Origin of the sequence: Rhizobium sp. S163 (assembly GCF_030380805.1) — a bacterium.
Classification (GTDB): Bacteria; Pseudomonadota; Alphaproteobacteria; order Rhizobiales; family Rhizobiaceae; genus Rhizobium.
On record NZ_JAUDSA010000016.1, the window covers coordinates 29,105 to 52,905 of the forward strand.

20 protein-coding genes and 1 pseudogene are annotated in these 23,801 nt (G+C 56.9%); 10 read left to right on the plus strand and 11 right to left on the minus strand.

The genetic code is table 11. The annotated features are described in order from the left end of the window. The first annotated feature begins 126 nt into the window (after nt 1-126). On the plus strand, nt 127-1,113 hold the full coding sequence (locus tag QTL96_RS15195; RefSeq protein WP_289728278.1) for an aldo/keto reductase: 987 nt from the start codon (nt 127-129) through the stop codon (nt 1,111-1,113). A 107-nt stretch (nt 1,114-1,220) separates the two neighbouring features. Here QTL96_RS15195 and QTL96_RS15200 read toward each other — a convergent pair whose 3' ends face one another. From QTL96_RS15200 to QTL96_RS15215, 4 genes are all read right to left on the minus strand, one after another. Beyond that, nucleotides 1,221-2,420 (minus strand): mandelate racemase/muconate lactonizing enzyme family protein, encoded by a 1,200-nt coding sequence (locus tag QTL96_RS15200; RefSeq protein ID WP_289728279.1) that lies wholly within the window; start codon nt 2,418-2,420, stop codon nt 1,221-1,223. Between the two features lie 17 nt (nt 2,421-2,437). Beyond that, nucleotides 2,438-3,799: a mandelate racemase/muconate lactonizing enzyme family protein gene (locus QTL96_RS15205; protein ID WP_289728280.1), complete on the minus strand. Its 1,362-nt coding sequence runs from the start codon at nt 3,797-3,799 to the stop codon at nt 2,438-2,440. Between the two features lie 64 nt (nt 3,800-3,863). Further along, nucleotides 3,864-5,030 carry a mandelate racemase/muconate lactonizing enzyme family protein gene (locus tag QTL96_RS15210; protein WP_289728281.1) on the minus strand — a complete coding sequence of 389 codons (1,167 nt, stop codon included), beginning with the start codon at nt 5,028-5,030 and terminating at the stop codon, nt 3,864-3,866. Nucleotides 5,031-5,093: 63 nt separating this feature from the next. After that, nucleotides 5,094-5,804, minus strand: a complete 711-nt coding sequence (locus QTL96_RS15215) for a GntR family transcriptional regulator (protein ID WP_113199880.1) — start codon at nt 5,802-5,804, stop codon at nt 5,094-5,096. A 203-nt stretch (nt 5,805-6,007) separates the two neighbouring features. Here QTL96_RS15215 and QTL96_RS15220 point away from each other — a divergent pair, with 203 nt between their 5' ends. The 6 genes from QTL96_RS15220 (at nt 6,008) to QTL96_RS15245 (ending at nt 12,467) form a co-directional block, all read left to right on the plus strand. Next, entirely contained in the window at nt 6,008-7,486 is a 1,479-nt protein-coding gene (locus QTL96_RS15220; RefSeq protein WP_113199861.1) for a sugar ABC transporter substrate-binding protein, read from the plus strand. A gap of 76 nt (nt 7,487-7,562) precedes the next feature. Then, nucleotides 7,563-8,522, plus strand: a complete 960-nt coding sequence (locus QTL96_RS15225) for a sugar ABC transporter permease (protein ID WP_289728282.1) — start codon at nt 7,563-7,565, stop codon at nt 8,520-8,522. Beyond that, nucleotides 8,519-9,409, plus strand: a complete 891-nt coding sequence (locus tag QTL96_RS15230; RefSeq protein ID WP_289728283.1) for a carbohydrate ABC transporter permease — start codon at nt 8,519-8,521, stop codon at nt 9,407-9,409. Before QTL96_RS15225 ends, QTL96_RS15230 begins: the two co-directional genes overlap by 4 nt. 10 nt (nt 9,410-9,419) lie before the next feature. After that, the gene (locus QTL96_RS15235) at nt 9,420-10,517 is read left to right on the plus strand and encodes an ABC transporter ATP-binding protein (protein WP_289728284.1); all 1,098 of its coding nucleotides are present in this window, start codon (nt 9,420-9,422) and stop codon (nt 10,515-10,517) included. 29 nt (nt 10,518-10,546) lie between these two features. Beyond that, complete coding sequence (locus QTL96_RS15240) at nt 10,547-11,710, plus strand: mandelate racemase/muconate lactonizing enzyme family protein (protein ID WP_289728285.1); 1,164 nt, start codon at nt 10,547-10,549, stop codon at nt 11,708-11,710. A 22-nt stretch (nt 11,711-11,732) separates the two neighbouring features. After that, on the plus strand, nt 11,733-12,467 hold the full coding sequence (locus QTL96_RS15245) for a ribonuclease activity regulator RraA (protein WP_289728286.1): 735 nt from the start codon (nt 11,733-11,735) through the stop codon (nt 12,465-12,467). A 291-nt stretch (nt 12,468-12,758) separates the two neighbouring features. Here QTL96_RS15245 and QTL96_RS15250 read toward each other — a convergent pair whose 3' ends face one another. Both QTL96_RS15250 and aspT read right to left on the minus strand, forming a co-directional pair. Next, complete coding sequence (locus QTL96_RS15250; RefSeq protein WP_289728287.1) at nt 12,759-14,354, minus strand: bifunctional aspartate transaminase/aspartate 4-decarboxylase; 1,596 nt, start codon at nt 14,352-14,354, stop codon at nt 12,759-12,761. 18 nt (nt 14,355-14,372) lie between these two features. Next, nucleotides 14,373-16,058: an aspartate-alanine antiporter gene (aspT, locus tag QTL96_RS15255; protein ID WP_289728288.1), complete on the minus strand. Its 1,686-nt coding sequence runs from the start codon at nt 16,056-16,058 to the stop codon at nt 14,373-14,375. A gap of 405 nt (nt 16,059-16,463) precedes the next feature. Between aspT and QTL96_RS15260 the strand changes: the two genes are divergently transcribed. Further along, nucleotides 16,464-17,015 carry a DUF924 family protein gene (locus QTL96_RS15260; RefSeq protein ID WP_289728289.1) on the plus strand — a complete coding sequence of 184 codons (552 nt, stop codon included), beginning with the start codon at nt 16,464-16,466 and terminating at the stop codon, nt 17,013-17,015. Nucleotides 17,016-17,064: 49 nt separating this feature from the next. Here QTL96_RS15260 and QTL96_RS15265 read toward each other — a convergent pair whose 3' ends face one another. From QTL96_RS15265 to QTL96_RS15275, 3 genes are all read right to left on the minus strand, one after another. Then, nucleotides 17,065-17,961: an NmrA family NAD(P)-binding protein gene (locus tag QTL96_RS15265; RefSeq protein ID WP_289728290.1), complete on the minus strand. Its 897-nt coding sequence runs from the start codon at nt 17,959-17,961 to the stop codon at nt 17,065-17,067. Further along, nucleotides 17,961-18,413, minus strand: coding sequence for a VOC family protein (locus tag QTL96_RS15270; RefSeq protein WP_289728291.1), 453 nt, complete (start codon nt 18,411-18,413; stop codon nt 17,961-17,963). The genes QTL96_RS15265 and QTL96_RS15270 overlap by 1 nt, the downstream gene beginning before the upstream one ends. A 514-nt stretch (nt 18,414-18,927) precedes the next feature. Beyond that, nucleotides 18,928-19,326 (minus strand): VOC family protein, encoded by a 399-nt coding sequence (locus tag QTL96_RS15275; RefSeq protein WP_289728292.1) that lies wholly within the window; start codon nt 19,324-19,326, stop codon nt 18,928-18,930. Between the two features lie 52 nt (nt 19,327-19,378). Between QTL96_RS15275 and QTL96_RS15280 the strand changes: the two genes are divergently transcribed. Beyond that, nucleotides 19,379-19,576: a hypothetical protein gene (locus QTL96_RS15280; protein ID WP_289728293.1), complete on the plus strand. Its 198-nt coding sequence runs from the start codon at nt 19,379-19,381 to the stop codon at nt 19,574-19,576. Between the two features lie 163 nt (nt 19,577-19,739). Here the strand turns inward: QTL96_RS15280 and QTL96_RS15285 are convergent, their stop codons facing one another. Continuing rightward, complete coding sequence (locus tag QTL96_RS15285) at nt 19,740-20,957, minus strand: adenylate/guanylate cyclase domain-containing protein (RefSeq protein WP_289728294.1); 1,218 nt, start codon at nt 20,955-20,957, stop codon at nt 19,740-19,742. Between the two features lie 468 nt (nt 20,958-21,425). Between QTL96_RS15285 and QTL96_RS15290 the strand changes: the two genes are divergently transcribed. Beyond that, nucleotides 21,426-22,187 carry a putative nucleotide-diphospho-sugar transferase gene (locus QTL96_RS15290; RefSeq protein ID WP_289728295.1) on the plus strand — a complete coding sequence of 254 codons (762 nt, stop codon included), beginning with the start codon at nt 21,426-21,428 and terminating at the stop codon, nt 22,185-22,187. Between the two features lie 493 nt (nt 22,188-22,680). On the opposite strand, the pseudogene QTL96_RS15295 reads toward QTL96_RS15290, so the two are convergent. Then, a pseudogene (locus QTL96_RS15295) lies at nt 22,681-22,874 on the minus strand (IS630 family transposase); the annotation flags it as partial. Nucleotides 22,875-23,801 lie beyond the last annotated feature (927 nt).

A 23,801-nucleotide genomic window follows, 5' to 3' on the forward strand; every position in this document is an offset into this window, starting at 1 on the left:
AGGAAGACCTTCAGCGACAAGCTGTCAATGATTGCCATTTCCTGCACGCGAACTATTTCGTTGGGACTGTCGGCGGCGCTGGCAGGATAAGACGAAATCCTCTTTTCGGTTGGTGGGAGAACAATCTTGCAAAAGCGCAAACTTGGCAGATCCGGTCCAGAGGTCTCGGCGATCGGCTTTGGCTGCATGGGGCTGAACCATCATCGCGGACCTGCCTTGCGCAGCGAGGACGCAATTGCTCTTCTGCGCGCAGCCTTCAACCGCGGCATAACGTTTTTCGACACTGCCGAGATCTATGGGCCGTTCACGAACGAAGCGATCGTTGGAGAAGGTCTTGCACCCATTCGCGACGACGTCGTGATCGCAACGAAGTTTGGCTTTAAGGATGGTCGTCCCAATACCGGTCTCGATAGTCGCCCAGAAAGCATTCGCCGGATGGTCGAGGCATCGCTGTTCAGGCTGAAGACGGACAGGATCGACCTTCTTTATCAGCACCGCATTGATCCCGAAGTGCCAATGGCTGACGTCGCTGGAACGGTTCGTGACCTGATTGGGGAGGGAAAGGTTTTGCACTTTGGCCTTTCGGAGGCCGACGATCAGTCCATTCGGCTCGCGCATGCGGTACAGCCGGTCGCGGCACTTCAAAGTGAATATTCGCTGTGGTGGCGACAGCCGGAGAAAACCGTTCTTTCGACCGTGGAGCAACTGGGGATCGGCTTCGTGTCCTACAGCCCGCTTGGGCGCGGCTTTCTTTCGGGAACGATGGGTGAGAATACGAGCTTCGACGCCGATAACGATCAACGCAAGACCAATCCCTACCTCGCGCCAGAAAATCGCGCGGCAAACCAGCCTATCATCGACGCAATTCAGTCAGTCGCCAAAAAGAAGAACGCGACGGCCGCACAGATCGCAATTGCATGGCTTCTTGCTCGCAGGCCATGGATCGTTCCTATTCCTGGAACAACAAAGATCCACCGCCTTGAGGAAAACATCGCCGCGGCATCTGTCGAATTTTCCGACGAGGAGATGGACAAGATCGACGCGGAGTTCGCGAAAATTACCCCTCACGGCGACCGCTACGCCACTGCACCTCGATCGCAAGTGCAAAAGTAACGGCTGCGAAGACGCGCTATGGGCTTTGATTGGGCCATTGCTTTCGACTGCCCGGCCCAGTCGTAAGCAAAGGCAGTCACAGCTACCGGTTCATCGAAGCGATCGGTCTAGTCAAAGAACTCGGCGTCTTCTTCCGCGAGATATTTCCTTGCCGCTTGCGCATCGATGTCGAGGCCGAGCCCTGGCGCTTCGAGGACGTCGACCATGCTGTCTTTGACGATCTGCTTGGGTAACCCTATAACCAGATCCTCCCACCAGGGATCGGATGCCGATGGGTATTCGAAGGCCACGTAATTTGCGGGCAGCGTGGCACAGACATTGATCAGTGCGCCGAGACCCAGCAGGCCGTTTGCCGTGCCGTGCGGCGCCATCAGGATCGAATGCATGTAGGCGTGTTCGGCGACCCACTTTAGCTCTGCGATACCGCCGATATCGGCGGGATCCGGCCCGATAACGCGGACTGCCTGGGTTTCGATCAACTCTTTGAAGTTGTGGCGCAGATAGATTTGTTCCCCGGTGTGGATGGGGGTGGAGGTGGAGGTCGTCAGTTCGCGGTAGGCCTGGGGGTTGACCCAAGGCACGTAGTCGCCCGTCAACATGTCCTCGAGCCACATCAGATTGTACTTTTCGACCGCACGAGCGAATTTGATCGCGTCGGGCAACATCCATCCCGGTCCGCAATCGAGCGCAAGGCTAACCCTGTCGCCGAGAACCTCCTTCATGGCGATGACGCAGTCGAGCATATGGTTGAAGCCGCGCTCGCTAATCACGCCTTGATCCATGGCGCCGTGGTAGCCTGCCTTTTTCTGCGTAACGCCATAATGAAAGTCGTCGATCGTATCCTTCATGTTCGAGTGAAAGGAAATCCCCTGTTTGACCATGAAGAAGTTCTGTGGCTGCTCCATCATCCACTTGACGTCGGCTGCGTAGTCTTCCGGCCGGTCGCCTGTCCGTTTGCGTCGGATCGAACCGTTATAGACCCGCACCTTATCTCGCACCTTGCCGCCAAGCAGCTTGTAAACCGGCACGCCGGCGGCCTTGCCGGCGATGTCCCATAGCGCGTGCTCGATCGCGCTGACGGCTGCCCCATAGGGCTTGAAGGAGCCACGCTGCCGGATTTTGAGCATGACGCGCTCGACATCGGTCGGATCTTCACCGATGAGCGCATCGCGGAAATGCAGCACCCACGGCTTGAGATAGGACTTGGTGAATTCGACTTCGCCCAGTCCATAGAGACCTTCGTCGGTGACGATGCGCACGATTGGATGTCTGCCGATAACGGCACAGCGTAGATCGGTGATCTTCATGTTTTTTCCCTCCTGCTTCAGCTCCAGGTACGATCCCAGGAATACTCGTCATCCCAACGGTCGGTGGGCTGCCAGATGCCGGAGACACCCGGCTGCAAATGCTGCGATATGACCTCGTCGACGACATCGTCTATTCCGAGGCCCGGCTTGTCTGTCACCGTAATGAAGCCATCCTTCACCAGGGGCTTGGGGAGCCCGGTGACGATATCGTCCCACCAGTCAACGTCGGCGGAGTGGTATTCAAGCGCCATGAAATTCTCGGTCGCTGTCGCAACATGTGCGGCGGCCATCGCGGCGATCGGGCTTTCGGCCATGTGGATTGCCATCGCAACACCTTGATCTTGCGCCATGTCGCCGATTTTCTTGGTCTCAAGTATCCCTCCGCTGGTGAGGAGGTCTGGATGGATCACCGAAACCCCACCACTTTTCAGAAGAGGCTCGAAGCCCTCCTTGAGATAGATGTCCTCGCCCGTGCAGATTGGCACCGTGGTCGCATCCTGCAACTGTCGATATTGCTGGGTAAACTGCCATGGGATGACGTCCTCCAACCAGGCCGGCACGTATTTCTCGATGCGCCGTGCGAGGCGAATGCCATTTTGCATCGAGATGTGGCCGATGTGGTCAATCGCCAGCGGCACGTCCATCCCGATCACCTCGCGCACCTCGGCAATATACTGCTCAAGAAGATCGAGGCCCTTGTCGGTGAAATGAAGCCCGGTGAACGGATGCTGGACATTGTGGAGATCGTAGGATGCATTGCGCATGCGCCGCTCGTCGATCGTTTTCAGCGGACCGCGGGTCGGATCGCTGCGGTATCCTTCAAGCGATCCTGCGGGAAACACCACCGCTCCTGGCACATCTGCGATCTGCATCAGGCCCAGGTCCATTTTCAGGAACGTGAAACCGAGGTCCATGCGCTGCTTCAGACGCCTGCCCGTTTCGGTGCCGCTTGGAACGGTCGCATCCGTATCGCAGTAGACACGTATCTTTTCTCGAAAGCGCCCTCCAAGCATCTGGTAGATCGGTACCCCATAGGCCTTGCCAGCGAGATCCCACAAGGCAATCTCCACGGCCGATACACCGCCTCCCTGACGCCCGTGCCCGCCAAACTGCTTAATACGGCGAAACAGACGGTCGATGTCACAGGGGTTTTCGCCAAGCAATCGGCTCTTCAGCATCAAGGCGTAGGTCGCACTGGCACCGTCTCGTACCTCACCGAGCCCGACAATCCCCTGATTGGTGTAGATCTTGAGAAGTGCTGAGCTGAATGGTGCGCCGACAATTTCGGCGACGCGCATATCGGTAATACGCAGTTCGGATGGCTTGGAATTGGAGTTTACACGATCGAGCGCTGCTTCGGCGCTAACGTCCTCTCGCATGATATCATCCTCGTTCTAATCGATAAACTGGTCGCCTGATGGTCGACACAGCTGGAAACGTCGGTCAGTCCAATGCAATCTCGTGGTCTTGAAGGTAGTCGCGGTTCATCTCGACGCCGAGCCCGGGTTTAGGGCTGAGCCTTAGATGGCCGTTTTTGACATCAAGCGGGCGGTCGATGAGGTGGTCGTATTTACCGAGGTTCCACTCGGATGTTTCGAGTTTGTAGAAATTCGGCACGGTCATCATGACCTGGGCACCGGCGACCACATTGATCGGGCCAGCGGCGTCATGCGGCGAGACGGGAATGTAATAGGCTTCGCAAAGCGCCGAGATCTTCTTGAGTTCAGTGATGCCGCCGGTCCAGGTGACATCGGGCATGATGTAGTCCGCGAGCCTGTTTTCGAGCACTTGAACGAAGTCCCACTTGGTGTGACCACGCTCGCCCCAGGAAATAGGAGCACTCACTTTCTCGCGGACCTGTTTGAGGGCGTTCAGGCTTTCTGGTGGGCAAGGTTCTTCGAACCAGTCAATCTGGCCGGCCTCCTCGAGGCTCCGGCAAAGGCGGATTGCCGTTGGAACATCGAACCGACCGTGAGCATCGATGAGAATGTCGACGTCAGGCCCGGCCGTCTCACGGATGAGTGCTGTGAGTTCGGCGGCTTCCCGCTCATCCTTGCGCGACATGCCGCCATCGAGGTAGCCATCTCGCTGTTCGCGCGCATATCCATCGGTGATGCGGCCCTGCTGGGGAAAGGGATCGAACTTCAGGCCGGTGTGACCGGAATCAACGATGTCTCGGATCTCGCTGATCACGGCCTCTTTGCTGGTGAACTTTGCCTGATTGGGATGGGTATAAAGGGCGATCTCTTCGCGTACTGGGCCCCCGAGCAATTCAAAGACTGGCTTGTCGAGGACCTTGCCGCGGATGTCCCAAAGAGCAATGTCGATCGCACTGACGCACTCGACCGCAGCTCCCCGGCTCCCCATATAGGTGAAGCTGCGAAATATCTTGTGCCACAGATACTCGATGCGTGCGGGGTCCTCGCCTTTCAGGGCCTGGCCGATCTGACGCAGGATCGTGCAGAGAGCACGATTGGCGAGCTTGGTCGTCGTTGTGATTTCTCCCCAACCGCTCAAACCCTCGTCGGTCGTTACCTCGACAAACAGAAACTCTCCCCAATAAGACGCATCAGATTTTATGAGCCACGGCCGTACGCTGGTGATTTTCATCTGAGCTACCTTTGACTATGTCGGATGGGCTTCCGTACGGGATTGGTTATGGTGTGGCGTTGGCTATCCCGCGCGGGCTGCGATACGGGCTCGCATGTGTTCCAGCAGGTGTCGGCCTGAGCCTTCGACATGGCGAGCGACGAGCTCAGCCGCTGCGTCGGCTTCTCCCGATTTTACGTGCGCGATCAGCTCCCGATGCTCGGCCAGAATGGCAGCGCGGCGGGCAAGCGTGAAATTGAAGCGACGACCGACAGCGCGAAGTACCTCACGATGCTTCCACCATAGCTCCGCTGCATGGCGGTTATAATGCTTCTGGTACATCACCGTATGGAAGGCCGTGTCGAGCTCACTGTGTTTGAACGTGTCATCGAAATTGTTCTCTTCGATGAGTGCCTGGATGCGTTCGAGTTCGGCGATGTCTTCCACTGTCGCCATAGTGACGAACCATCGCGTCAGTGCCGGCTCGATCAGGACACCAATCTCGTAGATATCCCGGACGAAATCCTGATCGATCGGTCGCACGCGAGCGCCTCGATTGGGTACGAAGGTGACGAATCCTTCTCCGCGCAACAGCTGAAGTGCCTCGCGAACCGGATTGGTCGAGGTGCCATGGCGTCGGGCAAGGTCGGTGACGACCAGCCGCTCGTTTGCTGCCAGGCGCCCCTCGATGATGTCGTCCCTTATCAGTTTGTAGAGCGAGGCCCCCTCACTTGATGCTCCATCGGCGTCAATGCCTTCGGGCGGCCTGGCTCTGAAATCAGCAGTCTCGGTCAACTCAATCCCCATTCGTACTCTAGCTATTCGACTATCACGCAAATCCGGCCCAAACAATGTACGACTTTGCAGATTGACAGACATACCTTGATCTGAAAACGTGCAATCTGCCCGAGGGGATACACTGACTTGAGGAGGTCAGCCCAGCGGATGAGGACCGCCTGCCATGGGCAGAGCGGCTTGGGAGAACCTGGAGGATACCTATGACGAGGATTTCACTCGGTGGTGCCGTCCTGCGCGCCACTGTCTCGACTGCATTGCTGGTGTCGCTTATGTCTGCGTCGGCAATGGGCGCATCGGTGGACCTGAGCAAGTGGTCACCGGAATACGTCCGCTCGATTGCCGGCACTCAGGACTTCGATACCGCAGCCGACTGCAACAAGATTACGCCGCTCGACTACAAAGGACGTCTGACGTTCTGGTACCAAGGCGTCTTCGAGGGGGATCCAGACTCGCTGCGGGAGTACTACAAGGAGTTCTTTGCGACGTTTCGCAAGACCTATCCAAATATCCAGCTAGAGGAACAGGGTCTCACCTATAACGACCTGCTCGACAAGTTCCGAACTGCACTCCTTGGCAATGCCGCCCCGATGGCCGTTCGCCTGCAGATCCTAGGCGGCGTCGAGTTCGCTTCGAAGGGCTATCTTCAGCCTCTTAAACCCGAAGATATCGGCTATTCCACCCAGGATTTCTGGCCGGGCGCAATGAAAGCTGTGACCTGGGATGGTGTCTCCTACGGCATCCCGACAAACAACGAGACGATGGCGTTTATCTGGAATGCCGACATCTTCAAGCGTGCGGGCCTAGACCCTGACAAGGCGCCTGCGACCTGGGACGACGTTGTCAAGTATTCCAAGCAAATCCATGATAAGCTTGGTGTTTCCGGTTACGGACTGGTTGCCAGAAAGAATGCCGGCAACACGCCCTATCGGTTCATGCCGCAGCTTTGGGCATATGGCGGCAGTGTATTCGACGAGGCCTCTCCAGATCCGACCTATAAAGAGGTTGAGCTTGCGAGCCCACAGAGCAAGGCGGCCTTGCAGGCATCCTATGACATGTATGTCCGCGACAAATCGGTTCCGGTTTCGGCCCTGACCAACCAGCAGGCCGACAATCAGCCGCTCTTCCTGGCTGGCCAGCTCGGCATGATGGTCTCCCATCCTTCCGACTATGACGTCATGCTCGACCTTCAGAAGAAGGCCACTGCGACCGACAAGGAAAAAGCGCAGACAGTCATCGACAACATGCGTTATGGCCTCATCCCGACGGGTCCCGATGGAAAGCGAGCCGTCGTCTTCGGCGGTTCGAACATCCATATCCTGAAGCCCGAATATGTAGAGGGTGGCAAGGTCGACGAGCCTGCTGCCAAGGCGATCGCCTGCATGTGGTCAAGCCCGGAGTGGTCGCTGAAGCTTGCCTATGTGGGGTCGAACCCCGGAAACCTGAACGGCTTCAAGACAAAGTGGATGAAGGACCGCCTGGAAAAGATCAAGTTCCTGGATGTCACCACTTCCATGTTGCCTTACGGCATTCCCTTCCCGGCGCTACCGCAATCGCCCGAGATCATGAACATCATCGTCCCGGACATGCTTCAGAACGCGTTGACTGGCGCCATGACGGTTGACCAGGCAGCTGATGACGCGGCCAAGAAGGTCAAGGAACTGATGGACGGTGGCCTCTAGTTGACGTCCGACAAACTGACCGGCTGCCGACCAGTCTGCAGCCGGTCTCTTTTCCACGGATGAAGGGCTCCGCACAGTGACGATTTTAACTGGAAAGGCCGACGTGTCCCCAATCCAACGGCACCACAAGCCAGGGGTGTTGCGCAGGATCTGGGATCACCGCTTTGACTATGCATACGTGCTCCCGTCTATCGCCGTCATGCTTATCGTCATTGCATACCCGATTTACTACACGATCGAGCTGTCGTTCTTTAACACGCCTCCCGGCCTGCAGCTCCGAGACAAGATCTTCGTCGGGATCGATAACTACACAGCGATCCTGAAAAGCCCGGTCTTCTGGACGGTTACCAAGAACACGCTGATCTGGACGGTCGGATCCACCTTCATTTCGTTTGTCCTTGGATTTGCCTGTGCGCTGGCGCTGCATCGCGACTTCACTGGGCGCGCCATCCTACGCGCCATCCTGATCATCCCATGGGTGATCAGCGCGGTTGCGGCGTCTTACATATGGAAGTGGATCTACCATTCGGACTTCGGCGTGATCGGAGCGGTCCTGGTGGGTCTTGGTCTTGCCGACCGACCACCCAACTTTATCGACAACGTCGATACCGTTCTTCCCTCACTCATCGTTGTGAATATCTGGCGAGAATTTCCGTTCGCTATGATCATGATGATGGCGGGTCTCCAGACGGTTCCCGATCAACTGCTGCGCGCCGCCAAGGTCGACGGGGCAAACGCGTGGCAACGGTTCTGGCATGTCACCTTTCCGCACGTCAGGAACGTCTCGACGGTGACCATTCTTTTGCTTGCGGTCGCCAACTTCAACTCCTTCATCATTCCCTGGATCATGACTGGAGGAGGACCGTCGAATGCGTCGCATATCTGGATCACGCATATCTACGAACTTGCCTTTGGCCGCCAGCGTTGGGGCGTAGCCTCGGCATATTCTGTCCTGCTCTTCATGATCTTGATGTCCTTTGGCTACTTTTACGTCCGCGCGCTCAGCAGCAATGACCAGAAGGGAGAGGCTGAATGAGTACGATCGCAGAACCCGTTCGACCACGCCAGGAGCAACGCCGTAGCCGGATCGATGGATGGCGGTGGGGCGGACGCATCTTCCTGGTCTTCATGCTGCTTTACACAGCACTGCCGATGGTCTGGATGCTGCTCACCTCGATCAAATCGGGTTTTGCCGCGATGCAATTCCCACCGCAGTGGTGGCCTGACCAACCGACACTCGCTAGCTATAAGAAGCTGCTCGACCCGCAAAACAGCGTGGGCCAGGACTTCCTGCGGTTTTTCTGGAACAGCCTTTTTGTCTCGACTGCGACGACGATCCTATCGGTGATTGTCGCTGTCCCTGCGGCCTATGCATTCTCACGCTTCACGTTTCCCGGCAGGAACTTCATGTTTTTTGCCGTGCTGCTGCGTAATATGTTCCCGGCGGTGATCTTCCTCGTGCCGCTCTTCATCCTCATGCGCGCGATCGGACTGGTGAACACCCACGGGTCCCTGGTGTTGACCTATCTCACCTTCGGTTTGCCGTTGGCGATCTGGTTGCTGAAAGGGTTTTACGACAACATTCCGATTCAGCTTGAGCAAGCGGCACGGATCGACGGCGCGACACGCTTCCGGGCCTTCGTGTTGATTGTCGTGCCGCTTTCCACGCCCGGGATCATCGCGACGGCGATCTATTCCTTCATCGGTGCGTGGAACGAGTACATCTACGCCTACACTTTTCTATCGAAGAATGACCAGTTGACGCTACCGGTGGGTATCCAACGCTTCTTCTCGGAAAACACCACCGACTTTCCAGGACTCATGGCGGCGAGCTTCATGATGAGCGTCCCCGTCGTCGTCCTGTTCCTGCTTCTGCAACGATACTTCGTACGCGCGCTTACCGAAGGCGCGGTCAAGCACTAGGGAGTTGCCTGTGGCCCATGTGGTCTTGAAAGATCTGATCAAGAATTACGGCAGCTTCAACGCCGTTAAATGCGTCTCTCTGACGGTCAACGATGGTGAGTTCGTAGCACTTGTCGGCCCATCGGGCTGCGGCAAGACGACAACACTCAACCTGGTGGCGGGGCTAACCACGGTGACATCTGGCGATATCGTCATTGGCGACCGGGTCGTCAACGACCTCGATCCCAAGGACCGCGACATCGCCATGGTGTTTCAGAACTATGCTCTTTATCCTCAAAAGTCGGTCTATAAAAATCTGGCCTTTCCGCTCCAGATGCGCAAATTGCCGAAGGACGAGATCGACAGAAAAGTCAAAGAGGCAGCCCGCGTCCTCGACATGACGCAACTGCTCGAACGCAAGCCACGCGAGCTGTCCGGAGGTCAACAGCAGCGCGTAGCACTCGGCCGCGCACTAGTGCGCGATCCCGCGGTGTTTCTGATGGACGAGCCGCTTTCCAATCTTGACGCCAAGCTACGCGTCCAGATGCGCTCCGAGATCAAGCGGTTCCATCAGGATCTAAAAGCCACGATTATCTATGTGACGCATGATCAGCTTGAGGCAGTGACCATGGCCGACCGAATGGCGGTGATGAACGGCGGCTATCTGCAGCAATACGACACGCCGGCACAGGTTTTTGCCAATCCGGTGAACATGTTCGTGGCAAGTTTCGTCGGCAGTCCGGCGATGAGCCTCGTCCCGCTTGAGGCAGCGACTGCCGGTGGGAACACCGTGTTGACCAGTGCCGAGGGTTGGCGACTTGAACTCTCGCCCCAAAATGCCCGAAAGGTTGCGAAAGCCTCATCCAGGAAGGTCGTTTTGGGAGCACGCCACTCCACCATAAAACTCCACAAGAACGCGGCTCCGGGATGCGTGCCTGCAAAGGCATATACGGTTGAACCAACAGGAGACGTTACCTTCGTACAGGCGTTTTTATCCGGTGCCATCGTGAACATCAGCGTGCCACCTTCAGTCAGCGTTGCGCCTGACGAACAGATTTGGCTCGAATTCGATCAGGAGCGAATGCATCTCTTCGATGGCGAAACCGAGATGGCGCTCAGGGCTGAGTAAATGATGGAAAAGCGCGGTACGAGGCGTCGATGACGGTGAAGCTAAAAATCACGGCAATCAAGCCATATCCAGTATGGGTGGGCATACGCAATCAGATGCTGGTGAAGGTCGAGACCGATGGCGGCATCTTTGGCTGGGGCGAGAGCGGGTTGAGCGGTCGCGAGAAGGCGGTTGCAGCAACTGTCGAACACTATCGCGAGTTCCTGATCGGTCGCGACGCGATGCAGATAGGCCGCATCTGGCAGGAGCTCTACCGAAGCCAGTATTTTGAAGGTGGTCGCGTTCTCCAGGCGGCAATATCTGCGATCGATATTGCGCTTCATGATATCAAGGGCAAGGCACTGGGTGTCCCAGTCTACGAGCTGTTGGGTGGCAAACAGCGCGAGAAGATACCGACCTTTGCATCGACGGGTGACGAGGCGGAAGGAGATGCCGCGATCGAACGTGCGATCGAATTGCGTGACGAGGGTTGGCAGGCGATCCGGTTTTTCCCGGCAGGCCAAAGCAGTCGAGACGTTTTCGAGCCAAGAGAGTCGATTGGAGCGACTGCGGCAATGCTGAATAAGGCCCGCGAGGCTTTGGGAGGTGATGTTGTCCTGGGCATCGACTACCATCATCGGCTGTCGGTGGCTGAAGCGGCAAGCTTCTGCAACAAGCTGGAACGCGGAGTTCTGGACTTCCTAGAAGAGCCGATAAGGGACGAGACGCCAGGTGCATACGGGGCGCTGCGCAAGATGACAGACATTCCATTCGCCATCGGCGAGGAATTTGCCAGCAAGTGGCAGTTCCTGCCTTACATCGAGCAAGACCTCCATCAGCTCAACAGGATCGACGTTTGCAATGTCGGCGGGCTGACCGAGGCGATGAAGGTGGCGGGTTGGAGCGAGGCCCATTATGTGGACCTGATGCCGCACAATCCGCTCGGTCCAGTGTGCACCGCTGCGACTATCCATTTCGGCGCTGCAGTGGCGAACTTTGCCTGGCTGGAGACCAGAGCCCCTGAGGTCAAGCTCGGCTTCGACAACTCCGACTTCTTTCCTGTGCAACCGAGGCTCGACGGAACCGAGTATCCGGTGAGCGACCTTCCCGGCCTCGGCGTCGAGGTCAATGAGGATGCGATTGCAGCTCAGAGCTTTCACTTTTGGGAAGCCCCTCACCTCAGGCGCCGCGACGGTTCTGTCACGAACTGGTAATCACGCAACACTGGAGCTCAGCATGATAAAGACCCAAGACATTCAGCGGCCACCAAAAGAACTGATCGACGCGCTGAAGGAAATCGGTGCAGCAACGATCGCTGGTACTCTCGGCCACATGGGGTTTCGCAATCCACATATGATCGGCCCGGTGTCGCAGACCAAAGGCAAATCGATCGTCGGCCCTGCCTTGACGCTGCAGTTCCTGCCACAGCGACCGGATCTCTTCAGTGAAGGCGAGTATGCGGATCCGGAGACCCAGCTACATCGACATGTGCTCTATCACGTACAGGAGGGCGATGTGGTCGTCGTCGATGCACGTGGCGACATGAGTTCCGGCGTCTTTGGGGATATGATGTCGACCTATTTCAGGGGCCGAGGCGGCGCTGGCATCGTGATTGACGGCTGCATGCGCGACAGGCCGAACGTCGAGAAGCTGGATTTGTCGCTCTGGTTGCGCGGATGGACACCGAACTATCATGTGCAAACCAGCATCTACCCGAACGCCGTCAATGTCCCGATCGCCTGCGGCGGCGTCACCGTGATCCCTGGCGATATCATTGTGGCTGACGATGACGGGGTGGTGGTGTTGCCCGTTGCTATGGCCGAGAAAGTGATCGAAGAGTCAAAGACGCACCACGACTGGGAAGAATTCTCCCGAATGAAGCTCATGCAAGGCGGCTCATTACAACGATATTATCCGCTCCACGAAGACGCTCGGGGAGAATACGAAGAGTGGCGCGGGAAGAACCCGTAACAAGCGTCTGACGCGAGGAAACCTGGCTGTGAGCGGGCAGCCTACCGCAGTCGACCGGGTCTTACCAGGATGGCATGCACCCTCCATTGCCTGGGTGCTGAATACACAGGCATGGACGTTGGCGACGCCCTGGAATTGCCGAGCAGTTTGAGGTGCAGGCCATTGGCCTTTGCAGAAAGTCTGTGGCCCACTCGCGCCGAAATCAGAGATACCCGCTGAGGACAGCTCGTCCATGGCGTTCTGCTTCGTCTTCGCTGAACGTCCAGGTCGGGGATCAAAACGATCGTGGCGTCATTTTCCTTTCCGCTTCTTCAGGAACGCGGCATGGTATTCATCCGCCATCTTGCGAAGCGAACGACCGATTGCTGCATATTCGAACTCGTTCAGGTTCGCGAGAGATGCCCGACCGGAGGGGTGCTGGGTTCCGAACCCTCTGCCCGGCAGAAGAACGATCCCCGTCTCGTCGGCGATACGGAAGAGCAGTTCGTTGGCCGAGAATTCCTTCTTCACCCAGGCCGCGAAGTCCGGACCATACAGCTTCAGTGAGATCTTCTCGAGGTCGAGAAGCGTGTAGTAATCGACCGAATTCTCGTTGTCGGGCATATCGATGCCCAGTTCGGTGTAGAGTGCTGCCTGCCTGCGGCGGATCACGCTCTTGAGCGTGGCCTTGTAACTGTCATGTTCGTCCATGAGCGCAAACAGCGAAAACAGGACCATCTGCACCTGCTGCGGCGTGGAAACGCCCGCAGTATGGTTGAGCGCAACGGTACGGCTGTCGGCAACCAGACGATCGATGAACTTGAGGGCGGAAACGTCCGTGACGATCGACGAATAGCGTTTATCGAGCGCAGCCGTCGTATCGCTCGAAAGTTTTGCTATCGCCTTGTCGATAACGTTGTCGTGGTGGAGCGCGATGGTTCCAAGCCTCCACCCCGTCGCACCGAAGTACTTTGAATAGGAATAGACCAGGATGGTGTTGTTCGGGCATGTGGCGAAGAGTGACTTGAAATCGTCCGCGAACGTCCCGTAGACGTCGTCGGTCAGGATCATCAGGTCAGGGCGGTCGTTCTTTACGATATCAGCAATCTTCTTCAGGCTTTTCTCGTCCAGCTTGACGGAGGGCGGGTTGCTGGGATTGATGCAAAAGAAGATCTTGATCGCCGGATCCTTGAGTTTGTCGAGCTCGGCTTCCGGGTATTGCCAGCCCGCTTCTGGATCGGCGTTGATAGCGACTTCCTCAAGCGCGTAGGCATCAAGCTCTGGGATCTCGATGTATGGCGTGAAGACCGGCATGCCGATCGCGACCTTGTCACCCTTCTTCACAAGGTGGTTTTTCTTCAAGCTGTCGAAGACGTAGGTCATCGCCGCGGTTCCGCCCTCTGTTGCGAAGACGTCCACGTCCTTTGCGGAAACATGCCCGCCAACCATCTCCTTCATCAGGTATTGGCGAACGATGTCCTCGCTGACCCGAAGCATGCGTGGGGGGACCGGATAGTTGCAGCCGAGGATACCCTCCACCATCTCGTGGAGGAAGTCCGATGCGGAAAGGCCGAGCTGATCACGAACGTAGCTGATGGCACGTCGTAGAAAGTCGACGCCCTCCTGTTCGCGATTGTCCGCGATGAAGCGCTCGAACCGCGCTTCGATCCCTTCGATGCGCGGCAGGCCACCTACTCCCTGCTGCATATAGGAAAACGACAGCTCCGATTCTGTCGCGGCGAAGAGCCCGAGCCGAAAGAAGCCCCGCCGTGGTAGCGTTGCGAGGAAGTTCGGATTGCCGCGACCAGCGTTCAACATGACCATCTCGGTCTTCGTTGACGCCAGTTTGATGAGTTCGTCCTTCAGTTCGAACGGGCTGAGCTTCGCGAACTGGCTGTAGTCAGTCATTGCTTTTCTCCGATCTCTTTATACGAACGCGACGATGAGCGGCCCCAGCAATGTCAGGAACACGTTGGCCAGGGCATAGGTGATGGCGAATGAAGTCGTCGGGACGGAATTGCCGGCCTGGTCGAGAATCTCGCCAAATGCTGGATTGGCGCTGCGCGATCCACTGAGCGCGCCGGCAAAGACCGCAACATTCTCATAGCGCAGGAGATAGCGGCCAACGAGCATGGTGATGACGAGAGGCAGGATCGTTACGATCACGCCAGCGAAAAATATCGAAAGCCCACTTTGCATGATGGTCGATACGGCCTGTTGTCCGGACTGTAGCCCAACCACGGCAACGAACCCCGCGAGCCCAAGATCGCGAAGCAAGGTCGACGCAGATGTTGGCATATTGCCGAGCGTCATGTTGCGGCTTCGATACCATCCGAACACCAGGCCGGCCATCAACGCGCCGCCTCCTGATCCGAGCGTCAAGGGAATAGAGCCGACCCGAATGACAGCGAGCCCAACGAGCAGGCCAACCGCGACGCCAAGGCCATGGAATATGAAATCCGTCTTGTCGCTTGGAACGATGGCCGGCCCGACACGGGATGCGAGACGTTGCAGGTCTTCCTGGACGCCGTGAACCGTCACGATATCCCCGGCCTTGATGACGGTGTCGGCGGCAAGCTCAAGCTTGCTGCCGCCGCGCGTTACGCCTAGGACGTAGATGCCATGACGAAGGTCTCGGCTGACATCGAGTATCTGGGCAACCGTCTTGTCCACGAACTCCTTGCCACGCACCGCGATGTCGCGAGTGGTCACGACGAGCTCGAGCCCTTCCGCTCCTGATACCTCGGAGCCAAGACGCCCCTCGAGTCCGACGATGGCGGATCGACGTCCCACGACCAGGATGAGATCGGCCGCTTGCAGTGATGTCCCAGCCTCAATGCCGATAATCTTGCCGCCGCGCTTGATGCGTTCGATGGTGATCGCCCCATTTGTCGCGAGCGCTTCGACCTCGCTGACGCTCATTCCAGCACCCTCGCCGATCCGATACACGCGTCCGACCAACTCAGGCAATGCAGGGGCTTCGCCGACGCCGTAAACATGCGCGCCCTTTAGCATTTCCGCCTCCGCCTTGACGGCATCGTCACGGATGCTTCGTTTCATGAACCACGGCAGTATGTTGACACAGACAATGATCGCTCCGAACGACCCGAAAATGTACGTTACCGCATATCCAATGGCGACGTTGGCTTGCAAACGTTGCGCCTCATCGGCCACCAGCCCCAGCTTGTCGATCGCCGAGCTGGCTGTTCCGATAATCGCCGATTGAGTGAGGCCGCCGGCCGCAATCCCTGCGGCAATCCCCTTATCGAGCCCCATGACCTTCGCAAGCACGACGACGGTGGCCAACCCGCTGATCGCAAGCACAACGGCCATGACGATCTCACGTATCGATTGCCTTCCAAGCGATCGGAAAAACTGGGGGCCGCTTTCAAAACCGACGGCATAGATGAAGAGTGCAAACAGGACAGCTTTGATCCCGTTGTCGATCTGGATGCCGACTTGGCTGAATAGCACTGCGGCCAGCAGGGATCCGGCAACGCCGCCGAGTTGAAACTTGCCGAATTGGAATTTCCCAACCCAGTAGCCAAGGGCCAAGGACAAAAACAGCGCGATCTCAGGTGATTGGTGAAACACATCAGCTAGGAAGGCCATTAGGGTTCCCTTCGACAGGACCGCCAACAGACGCGGTCATTCAACGCGACGCGAAACTACTAAGGCAAACAAAATGCGAGTTGTCTAGCTGAGGTTGTATTATTTTCGCCTTCGGGCTGGGCAGAGTGCTCTGCCCAGCAGCGTTACGGCGGTTGGCGATTGGCAATATTGCCCACCTTCGTGGTCAATTCCCTGCCCATCCATCCACGTTAGGGGATAGCCCATAAGCGTACACGTGATTAACGCTTGTACCGGCAAGTTGGTCTAACGTTTGGTCTGGTGCTGTCAGATGCGAGGGAGCAAATTGCAAAGGAATGTTCGCCGTTGCTCCCGCTACGATGTCCGTCTCGTCTGATAAACAGCTGGGGCCTGCCGGTAAACCTGTTTAGAAAGGAGCGAAAACACATGAGCAAGATCTGTACCCCTGAGGAAGTGTGCGCCTTCTGGTTCGAGAAGTGCGGTCGTGAAGACTGGTTCAACAGCTCGGCAGAACTCGATAGCGAGATCAAGAGCCAGTTTCGCGACACACACCTTGCTCTCGCGGCCGGGCCGACTGAAGAGTGGCGAGCGAGCCCGCATAGCCGCTTGGCGTCGATCGTCGTGCTCGATCAATTTCCACGCAACATCTATCGAGGAACGGCTCTAGCCTTCGCCACCGACGGACTGGCATTGGCGGAAGCTGAACTGGCGCTCGAGACTGGCGACGACAAACGCGTTCCGAAAGAGTTCCGCATCTTCTTTTACCTGCCTTTCGAACACGCCGAGAACATTGGCCTGCAGGACCGATCTGTTGCTCTGTTTACAGAACTTGGAGACGTCGAGTATCTCGACTACGCACAAAGGCACCGGGTGGTGATCGCGTCTTACGGCAGGTTCCCTCATCGCAACCAGGTGTTGGGCAGAACGTCAACCGAAGCCGAGCAGCGCTATCTGGCAGAGCCAGGGGCTGGTTTCTAATTCTTGGGCGCCCACGCGCCCGACCCTCCCAGGTGCACACCGACGCCCGTTAGTAGAGGACAGTACCATCTCCTGAACCGTCGGCGGAGGAAACCAGGCCTCCAAGGCATGCAGGCAGGTCGATATCACCGCGAACTGGATCATCGGGACGTTCTAAGGCTTCGACACTCGCGCGCGTCATTCGAGCGTAAGTATCAGCCGCGGCATCACTAAAGCCCAGTTCCTTGAAACTCGCCTCGATCTGGTCATTTGGGATCTTTTGAAGCAACACCGCGTGTCCAAGTGCGTCCGAAAACGCTGCCGCGACATCAAGGAACGTGTAGCGCTCTGGCCCTTCGATGTAGCGGATGCCGACGTCGGCGGTGGGTGTACGCAATCGGGCCGCTGCCTGCTTCCCAAGATCGATCGGCGAAACCATGGGCATTAGCAGGTCTTCCGGGAAAGGCGTCGTGATCATGCCCTCCCTTGCGGCGTCGAGAAGCGGCGCAAGGTTAGTGAAATAGTAGGCACCCCGGTTCACCGCGGTCGGCACCCCTGCCCGCTCTACGATTTGCTCGAATTCGTGAAGGACGGACAGGTCGCCTATCCTTTCGCCCGGCTGCGCCCCATAGGTGGATGCGACCACCACTTTCTCGAGACCGGAGCCATCCAGCGCGTCGGCGATGCTTCGAGCGGTCGCTCGTTCCATGGTGTCAGTGTCACCTCTCGGATCCGCAGGAGGATTGAGGAGGAAGGCACGCCGGGTACCCCGGAAAATCGATCGCAGTGCTCCTGTCTCCATAACATCAAGGGCTTGCGCTTTTATGCCAGAGGAGATCAATCGATCCGCCGTGGCCTGATCGTGAGTAAGAGCGAGAACTGGGATTTTGGCTCTCTGCAGCTCGGATACCACAACGCTGCCGATGTGACCTGAAGCTCCCAGAACGACGTGGGTGAACTCAGACATCATGCCATCCCTTTCTTGCTGATTTCCTCTTCAGCCGCGGCGGTCTTGCTCAGATTAAGCCCCATGCTTCGGAGTACGCCAGGCGCCTTCGTAAACTGGAGATCGGCATATTCCACCACTTCGATGCGATTGCCCCATGGATCGAGGAAGTCTAAAAATCCCGTATCGAGAACGATGGCACCAGCAGCGGTTGTTAGTTCCCGAACCGCACTGCGATCATCGACAACGAGCCCGAAGTGTCGGTTTTGGTCGGGCGCTTGATGTCGACCACGGCTCAGGGCGAGAAATTGGTCACCCATATCAAGAAATGCCATTTCCAGTGAACCATCGTTAGCCTGATGGGTACCGCGCAGCTCAAAGGCGAAAACAGCGTTGTAAAATTTCAAAGCGTCTTCGACAGACCCAACTTCCAGGGCGACGTGGTTCAAGCCGACGAGTTGAGGCTTCCTCATGTCTTTCTCCTTAGACCGTTTGATTTCTGTCAAACGCACTGTGGCTTGCCGTTGCGCCTGGGGAACCGGAGGTATTCGAGTTGCTGCTCGGACCGGAAATCCGACCATATGGCTCGACGCGTTTTCAACCTGCCGTCCGGCCTGTCGCCGCGTTGTGCAGAAAACGCGGCAGGACGAATCCCCTGCTGCGCTTGCGGTTTTGCCGGCATGACTGTTCTCCTACAGTCAAAGAACTTCGGGAACCCTCGCAGTTCCAGATCGTCACGACCCGACCGGACTGACGCGGAGACGAGAACGGTGCTTGAAACCGAGGTTCTTGACGTCAGAAATAGCCCGGACATTGCCGCCAAGCGGTCTCGTTACTGCGTTTTTGTGGTCAACCATCCTCCGCCCCGCCGCTTAGCAGGGAGCCGGCACAGATAAACACTCGACCCATTTAACAGCAGCGATGCGATAAATCCGCCCACCGACATTCTGCCTGCTCGGATGCGCTTCGGCGGAAGCCCCGGTGCGCTTAGCTTTTTCGCTCGGCAAGCTCGATGATGATCCCGTCAGGATCGCGTATGAAGGCTACCTTTTGCAGGACTTCAGGGTTGTAAGCGAAGCGCGGCCTCTCCTTTATCTCTACCCCAGCCTCCTCCAGCCTGGCGAAGGTCTGGTCGACGCCTTCATAGAGAAAGGTGAGATGGCGCAACCCTGCAGTATCGTCGGGCACATCCACAGCTCGCTTGGCGCCATTGGCGGGAGCGATGATCTCCAGCATTCCGCCGTCAGCGTCCAAGAAAGCCAGATCCGCGCCGTCGTCCGTCTTTTTCCGCAGATGTAGCTTCAGCCCGAGAAGATCGCAATAGAATGTGACTGCACGATCCATATTGCTAACGGTCATGCCCACATGTTCGAAGGATTTCAGCATTGCAATGGGTCTCCGCTCACTATCAGCTTGGTGTCTGGAAACTAGCGGGTCAATGAAATCTCACAAGGCTACTTACAGCAATTTGCCAGGCAAAGTCTCTAACCAACTGTTGAAGCTCGCCAACGCAGCCGGAGACTATCGCGCCGATGCGGGCGCTGCGATGGCAACGCGTCGCCTCGGGCCCGGAGCAAACTTTGAGATCGATCCGGATCGCATAGCTGGACTGCATTCAGAGAACTTCACTTTCTGAGCGACCAGGATTATATCGGCACCACTTGAGGCCGCCTGCCGTATCTTCGGCGTTCGCAGCCTCGGCAACGAACGGGCGCTCCCCAGTTTCTGGGTTGAGCGCCCGGTTTCGTTTTGGAGCAGTACAGAGCCTTTCAGGCTTCTCATCGTGTCTGACCGAGATCTCAGTCGACAAGCCCAAATACGCTCACCGGTTTTTCAAGCCCACGCAGGTCATGCGATCCGAGATCAAAAAACGCTGACGATGAGCTTTTGACCAGTTTCACGAAATCGGACGAGAGCAATACCGGTCGTTTTACCACCTTTGTGAGTTCTTCCAATCGGGAGGCAATATTGACCGCAGGTCCGATCGCCGTGAAATCCAGACGTTTTCTAGACCCGATATTGCCGTACATCACGTCGCCGACGTGGACGCCGATACCATAGCGCAGCGGCGATTTCCCACCTTTGGCAAGTTCCTCATTTAGGGCGCTCATTCGTTGGCGGCCATCCTTTATCGCCCCCAGAAGATCGGCACAGGCATTTGGGTTGCTGAGCGGAAAGATAGCCAGGAGGCCGTCCCCCATGAATTTCAGGATCTCGCCGCCCCGGGTCTCGACTGGTTCGCAGAGCGCGTCGAAGTATCCGTTGAGGATCTCGATGATATCGTCGCGCGGCCAAAGATCGGACAGAGCCGTGAAATCGCGCAGGTCGCAAATCATGATTGCGGCACTCACAGTCTGACCGCTACCCCGGGTCGTCGCACCAGCCAAGATCTCCGCGCTCGCATGGGGACCGACGTAGGTCTCCAATAGCGTCCGGGCCATGGCATTTTTCATGCGGATTTCGCTGGCCAAGGCAAGCGCCGGCAGCAAGTCCTTCAGGTAGCCGATCTCATGATCGGAAAATCCATTGGCATGTTTCGTCGCAAAAGTGACGACGTGGCGCTTGCCCCAGGTGTGCTCGATCGGCCAGGCCACATAGTCAGTGAAACCGTCCCGATGAAGTTCTTCGAACAAAGGATACTCAGCGACTTCGTTATCGCTTGCAATTAGGTGCTTCCGGACCTCCGACGCGCCGTTGTATATTTCCGTCGCCGGCCTGCGCAAAAACAGTTCCGTAGTGTCGACATCGTAGTCGAATGTATCGATATGGGCTTCCTCGGCACCGGGCTGCCACAAGATCCGGGCGCCTTGCCATTGCGGATGCTGGATCCTCAAATGAAGGGACGACCTGGCGACCGATACGCCCTCAGCCGAGAGGCGTTCGCACAGTTCAACCAGCAAATTGTCGAGAAACCGCTGTGATCTCGTTTCGTTCATAAGCCAATCCAGGACCGAACGCCGCTCACGGGGCCATGTTCCAGCCTGCGGATGGGCGGGCAGATGTGTAATTGTACTCATCAGAATCCTCCGAAGACACATTCTATGGCCGTTATGGTGCGTGGGGAAGAAGAGATCGAGTAGCTATGCGACTTTACCGTGATTGAACCGATCTGCAAGCAACCAGAGGATGGCAGCAGGTTTGCCGGCCTGGGTACGTCTTGGTCCAGCACTAGCGGGGACGCCAGCTTCGCCTGGCCTCACGATCGATGGCACGGGTGTAAGCGCCAGGTCATTAACCTTGCCCCCGTTGTGCCGCGGAGCCTGGTAATGTTGTCGCCGAGGCTTTCAAAAACACGTCTGCTTATATACGTTTCCGTCTGCGCACAATGAAGAGGACGTGATCGGCAGCAAGCACAACGCCATCATCGCGAAGAATTTAGACGGGGCTTTTCTCAAAATTTGCTTATAGGTTGCATTAGACCTTGATCGTGTTCGCACGTTCAGGTAGGCAGGCGCTACGAATCGAAATGGCAGCCCAGCATCAACATGAAACTTCTGTACAAGTGCATCGATTTTTTCAGTGCCTCGAAATCAAAATACCGAAATCACCTTGTCCCCTTCCCAACCCAACCAGACAGAGCCTCGCCCCAAGCGGTGGGGGGCGCGATCGTGGCGTTTTACACGAAGAATTCCCTCTATGAGTTCGAAGCGAAACGAATGGTGTCGTCAGCAAGGCGCCTCGGTCTTTCGGTCGAGACGACAGCTTTCGACAGTGCCGGCAGCTGGGTCCGAAACGCATCGTTGAAAGCGGCTTTTCTTCTTGAGGCTCGTAAGCAGCAACGAGGACCGCTGCTCTATGTTGACGTTGACGCCGTCTTCCACCGCAACCCCTGGCCACAGCTGTCGCATTATGAGTGCGATATCGCTCTGTACCGGGAAAACGGGCGTTTGCTTTCAGGGACGATACTGTTGAACGACACTCCCCAGACGCTGCGTCTCCTGGAGGAGTGGAAGAAACGATCCGACGCCAACCCCGACATTTGGGACCAGGTCGTTCTTCAGGAGATCCTCGATCAGGATAGGGCTCTTGAGACCGGCTTCTACAGCGTTGAAGGACTTCCTGCCACTTTCTGTTGGATCTTTGACCGCCTTTCAAACGTTAGGGACGACCACGTCTTTATTGAGCATCTGCAAGCAAGCCGACAAGCAAAGGGTGCGGAGAAACGAGGACGGAACAAGAGCCTGGAGCGCCGAGCGGCGCGGATTGAGGCAATCGAAAAAATACTTGCAGTCGAAGAAGCTGGCTAAGGCACTCGCCTTTCGTCAATATGATTTCAACGTAAAGGAGGCACGCTGAAGCCTCGAACAGTTCGGACAAAATCTTATGTTTGCAAGTTTCACAGCTGAGTATGGCGATGACGCTGTCGCTGTCCGCATCAACCCTGAGCACGTTGCCTCGGTCCTAGAAGTACAGTCTGATCGAACGAAAATCACGCTGTCCGGTGGCACAGATCATATTGTGGCACATCCACTCGAGGTTGTTGTTCGTCGCCTGCAGGAAGCGCTGGGACCGCTAGCAATATAGAAGCACGTTACAAGTTCCTCCGCCCGAAAGGGCGCCCTCATCGTCGCGACAGAGACTGGGGTTGGACCAGCTTTTCGGATCGGTGCGTTCATCGCCGTCGCGTACGGTCTTGGCTTCCCTCGAGGACGCTTCGTCTGCTCCCCCTATCCGTCGCGCTCTAAAATCAGGATCTGTTTGGCTTTTACGCTGCAGCACTCAGCTAAAGGCGTGCCGCATCTATTCAGCTTCATGTCCTGCTGCCTTGAAGAAGTTTCGGCATTCAGTGACGGAGAAGAGGGTGTTTATGTTGCCGAGCGCTTTGGTGATTGCATCGGAGCTTCGAGCGGCCCGCTTTCGCAGGTGTGACTTGAGTTTCGAGAATGCCATTTCGATGGGGTTCAGGTCCGCGAATAGGGTGTCAGGAAGAGTAGCCTTGCGCCTTTTGCCTTGAGCAGCTGTTCTGCCTTTTTGTCACCACCCTTCTTGCAACAAGCTCGCTAGGGTGTTCGCGTCTCTTGGTCGTCTCTACCCTGATTTCGCGCTGCTAGCGACTTCGCTGCGTCGACCGACACCGCTCTAAGGGCGAAACTTCTCTGATGGATCTAATCACTCACGGCGAAGCGGTATGTTGTCGCTCGCCCTTTCCGCAGCCGACACTTCGTCCAAGATGCGACAGGCACGAGTGAAGCGTCTCCCCCGCTTCCGTTGGAGATAATCGCCTCGTCGAGCGCTCCACCAAGACCCACCCGACTTCAGCCTACAGCCTGGTCAAGACCCTGCTCATAGACGACTCGGCATCTTGAGTGACCTCGCGGAACCTGAAATGCTTTGAACATCGGCTATGAACGCAAAAACTACGAGGTCTGCAAGGTGGAGCATTCAATCAGGCTCACATGTTTAAAGCAACGATGTCCATCGCCTGCCGCGGTGTCATCGATGCACAAGTAGAAGAAAGGTCAGAGGATGAGAAACGTCTTCATTGCAATCGGCATAGGTCTTTTGGCAGCAGGCTCGGCCCATGCCTTCGACGTTAAGGGAAAAGGCGGGTACGACAGCTTGCTCGGAGCTGACGCAAACGTATGCCATCGCGAACCGTGGCGCTGTACCAAACACCCTGAGCGCGCCGAACGGCGCTACCACCGCGACCGAGATGTCAGGGAAAGCAACCGCCACTCCGATTAACGCGATCGCGACTGGCGACGTCGCCATGACAGCGGACTGGTACGACTAAGGGTACTTCACGCTCTCTGTTTGCGGTTGATCGTCCGACTTCTTGAAACACGGTGACGGGGCAGGGAACGCTGCCAAAACGGCGAAAACCCGGATCCGATCGAAACTTTGAATTGGAGGTCAATATG

Excerpts from the sequence above, each read along its gene's own strand:
- QTL96_RS15200 (WP_289728279.1), bottom strand. The coding sequence starts at position 2,420 with ATGAAGATCACCGATCTACGCTGTGCCGTTATCGGCAGACATCCAATC.
- QTL96_RS15205 (WP_289728280.1), bottom strand. The coding sequence starts at position 3,799 with ATGCGAGAGGACGTTAGCGCCGAAGCAGCGCTCGATCGTGTAAACTCC.
- QTL96_RS15210 (WP_289728281.1), bottom strand. The coding sequence starts at position 5,030 with ATGAAAATCACCAGCGTACGGCCGTGGCTCATAAAATCTGATGCGTCT.
- QTL96_RS15220 (WP_113199861.1), top strand. The coding sequence starts at position 6,008 with ATGACGAGGATTTCACTCGGTGGTGCCGTCCTGCGCGCCACTGTCTCG.
- QTL96_RS15230 (WP_289728283.1), top strand. The coding sequence starts at position 8,519 with ATGAGTACGATCGCAGAACCCGTTCGACCACGCCAGGAGCAACGCCGT.
- QTL96_RS15240 (WP_289728285.1), top strand. The coding sequence starts at position 10,547 with ATGACGGTGAAGCTAAAAATCACGGCAATCAAGCCATATCCAGTATGG.
- QTL96_RS15245 (WP_289728286.1), top strand. The coding sequence starts at position 11,733 with ATGATAAAGACCCAAGACATTCAGCGGCCACCAAAAGAACTGATCGAC.
- QTL96_RS15250 (WP_289728287.1), bottom strand. The coding sequence starts at position 14,354 with ATGACTGACTACAGCCAGTTCGCGAAGCTCAGCCCGTTCGAACTGAAG.
- aspT (WP_289728288.1), bottom strand. The coding sequence starts at position 16,058 with ATGGCCTTCCTAGCTGATGTGTTTCACCAATCACCTGAGATCGCGCTG.
- QTL96_RS15260 (WP_289728289.1), top strand. The coding sequence starts at position 16,464 with ATGAGCAAGATCTGTACCCCTGAGGAAGTGTGCGCCTTCTGGTTCGAG.
- QTL96_RS15265 (WP_289728290.1), bottom strand. The coding sequence starts at position 17,961 with ATGTCTGAGTTCACCCACGTCGTTCTGGGAGCTTCAGGTCACATCGGC.
- QTL96_RS15270 (WP_289728291.1), bottom strand. The coding sequence starts at position 18,413 with ATGAGGAAGCCTCAACTCGTCGGCTTGAACCACGTCGCCCTGGAAGTT.
- QTL96_RS15275 (WP_289728292.1), bottom strand. The coding sequence starts at position 19,326 with ATGCTGAAATCCTTCGAACATGTGGGCATGACCGTTAGCAATATGGAT.
- QTL96_RS15280 (WP_289728293.1), top strand. The coding sequence starts at position 19,379 with ATGAAATCTCACAAGGCTACTTACAGCAATTTGCCAGGCAAAGTCTCT.
- QTL96_RS15285 (WP_289728294.1), bottom strand. The coding sequence starts at position 20,957 with ATGAGTACAATTACACATCTGCCCGCCCATCCGCAGGCTGGAACATGG.
- QTL96_RS15290 (WP_289728295.1), top strand. The coding sequence starts at position 21,426 with ATGAAACTTCTGTACAAGTGCATCGATTTTTTCAGTGCCTCGAAATCA.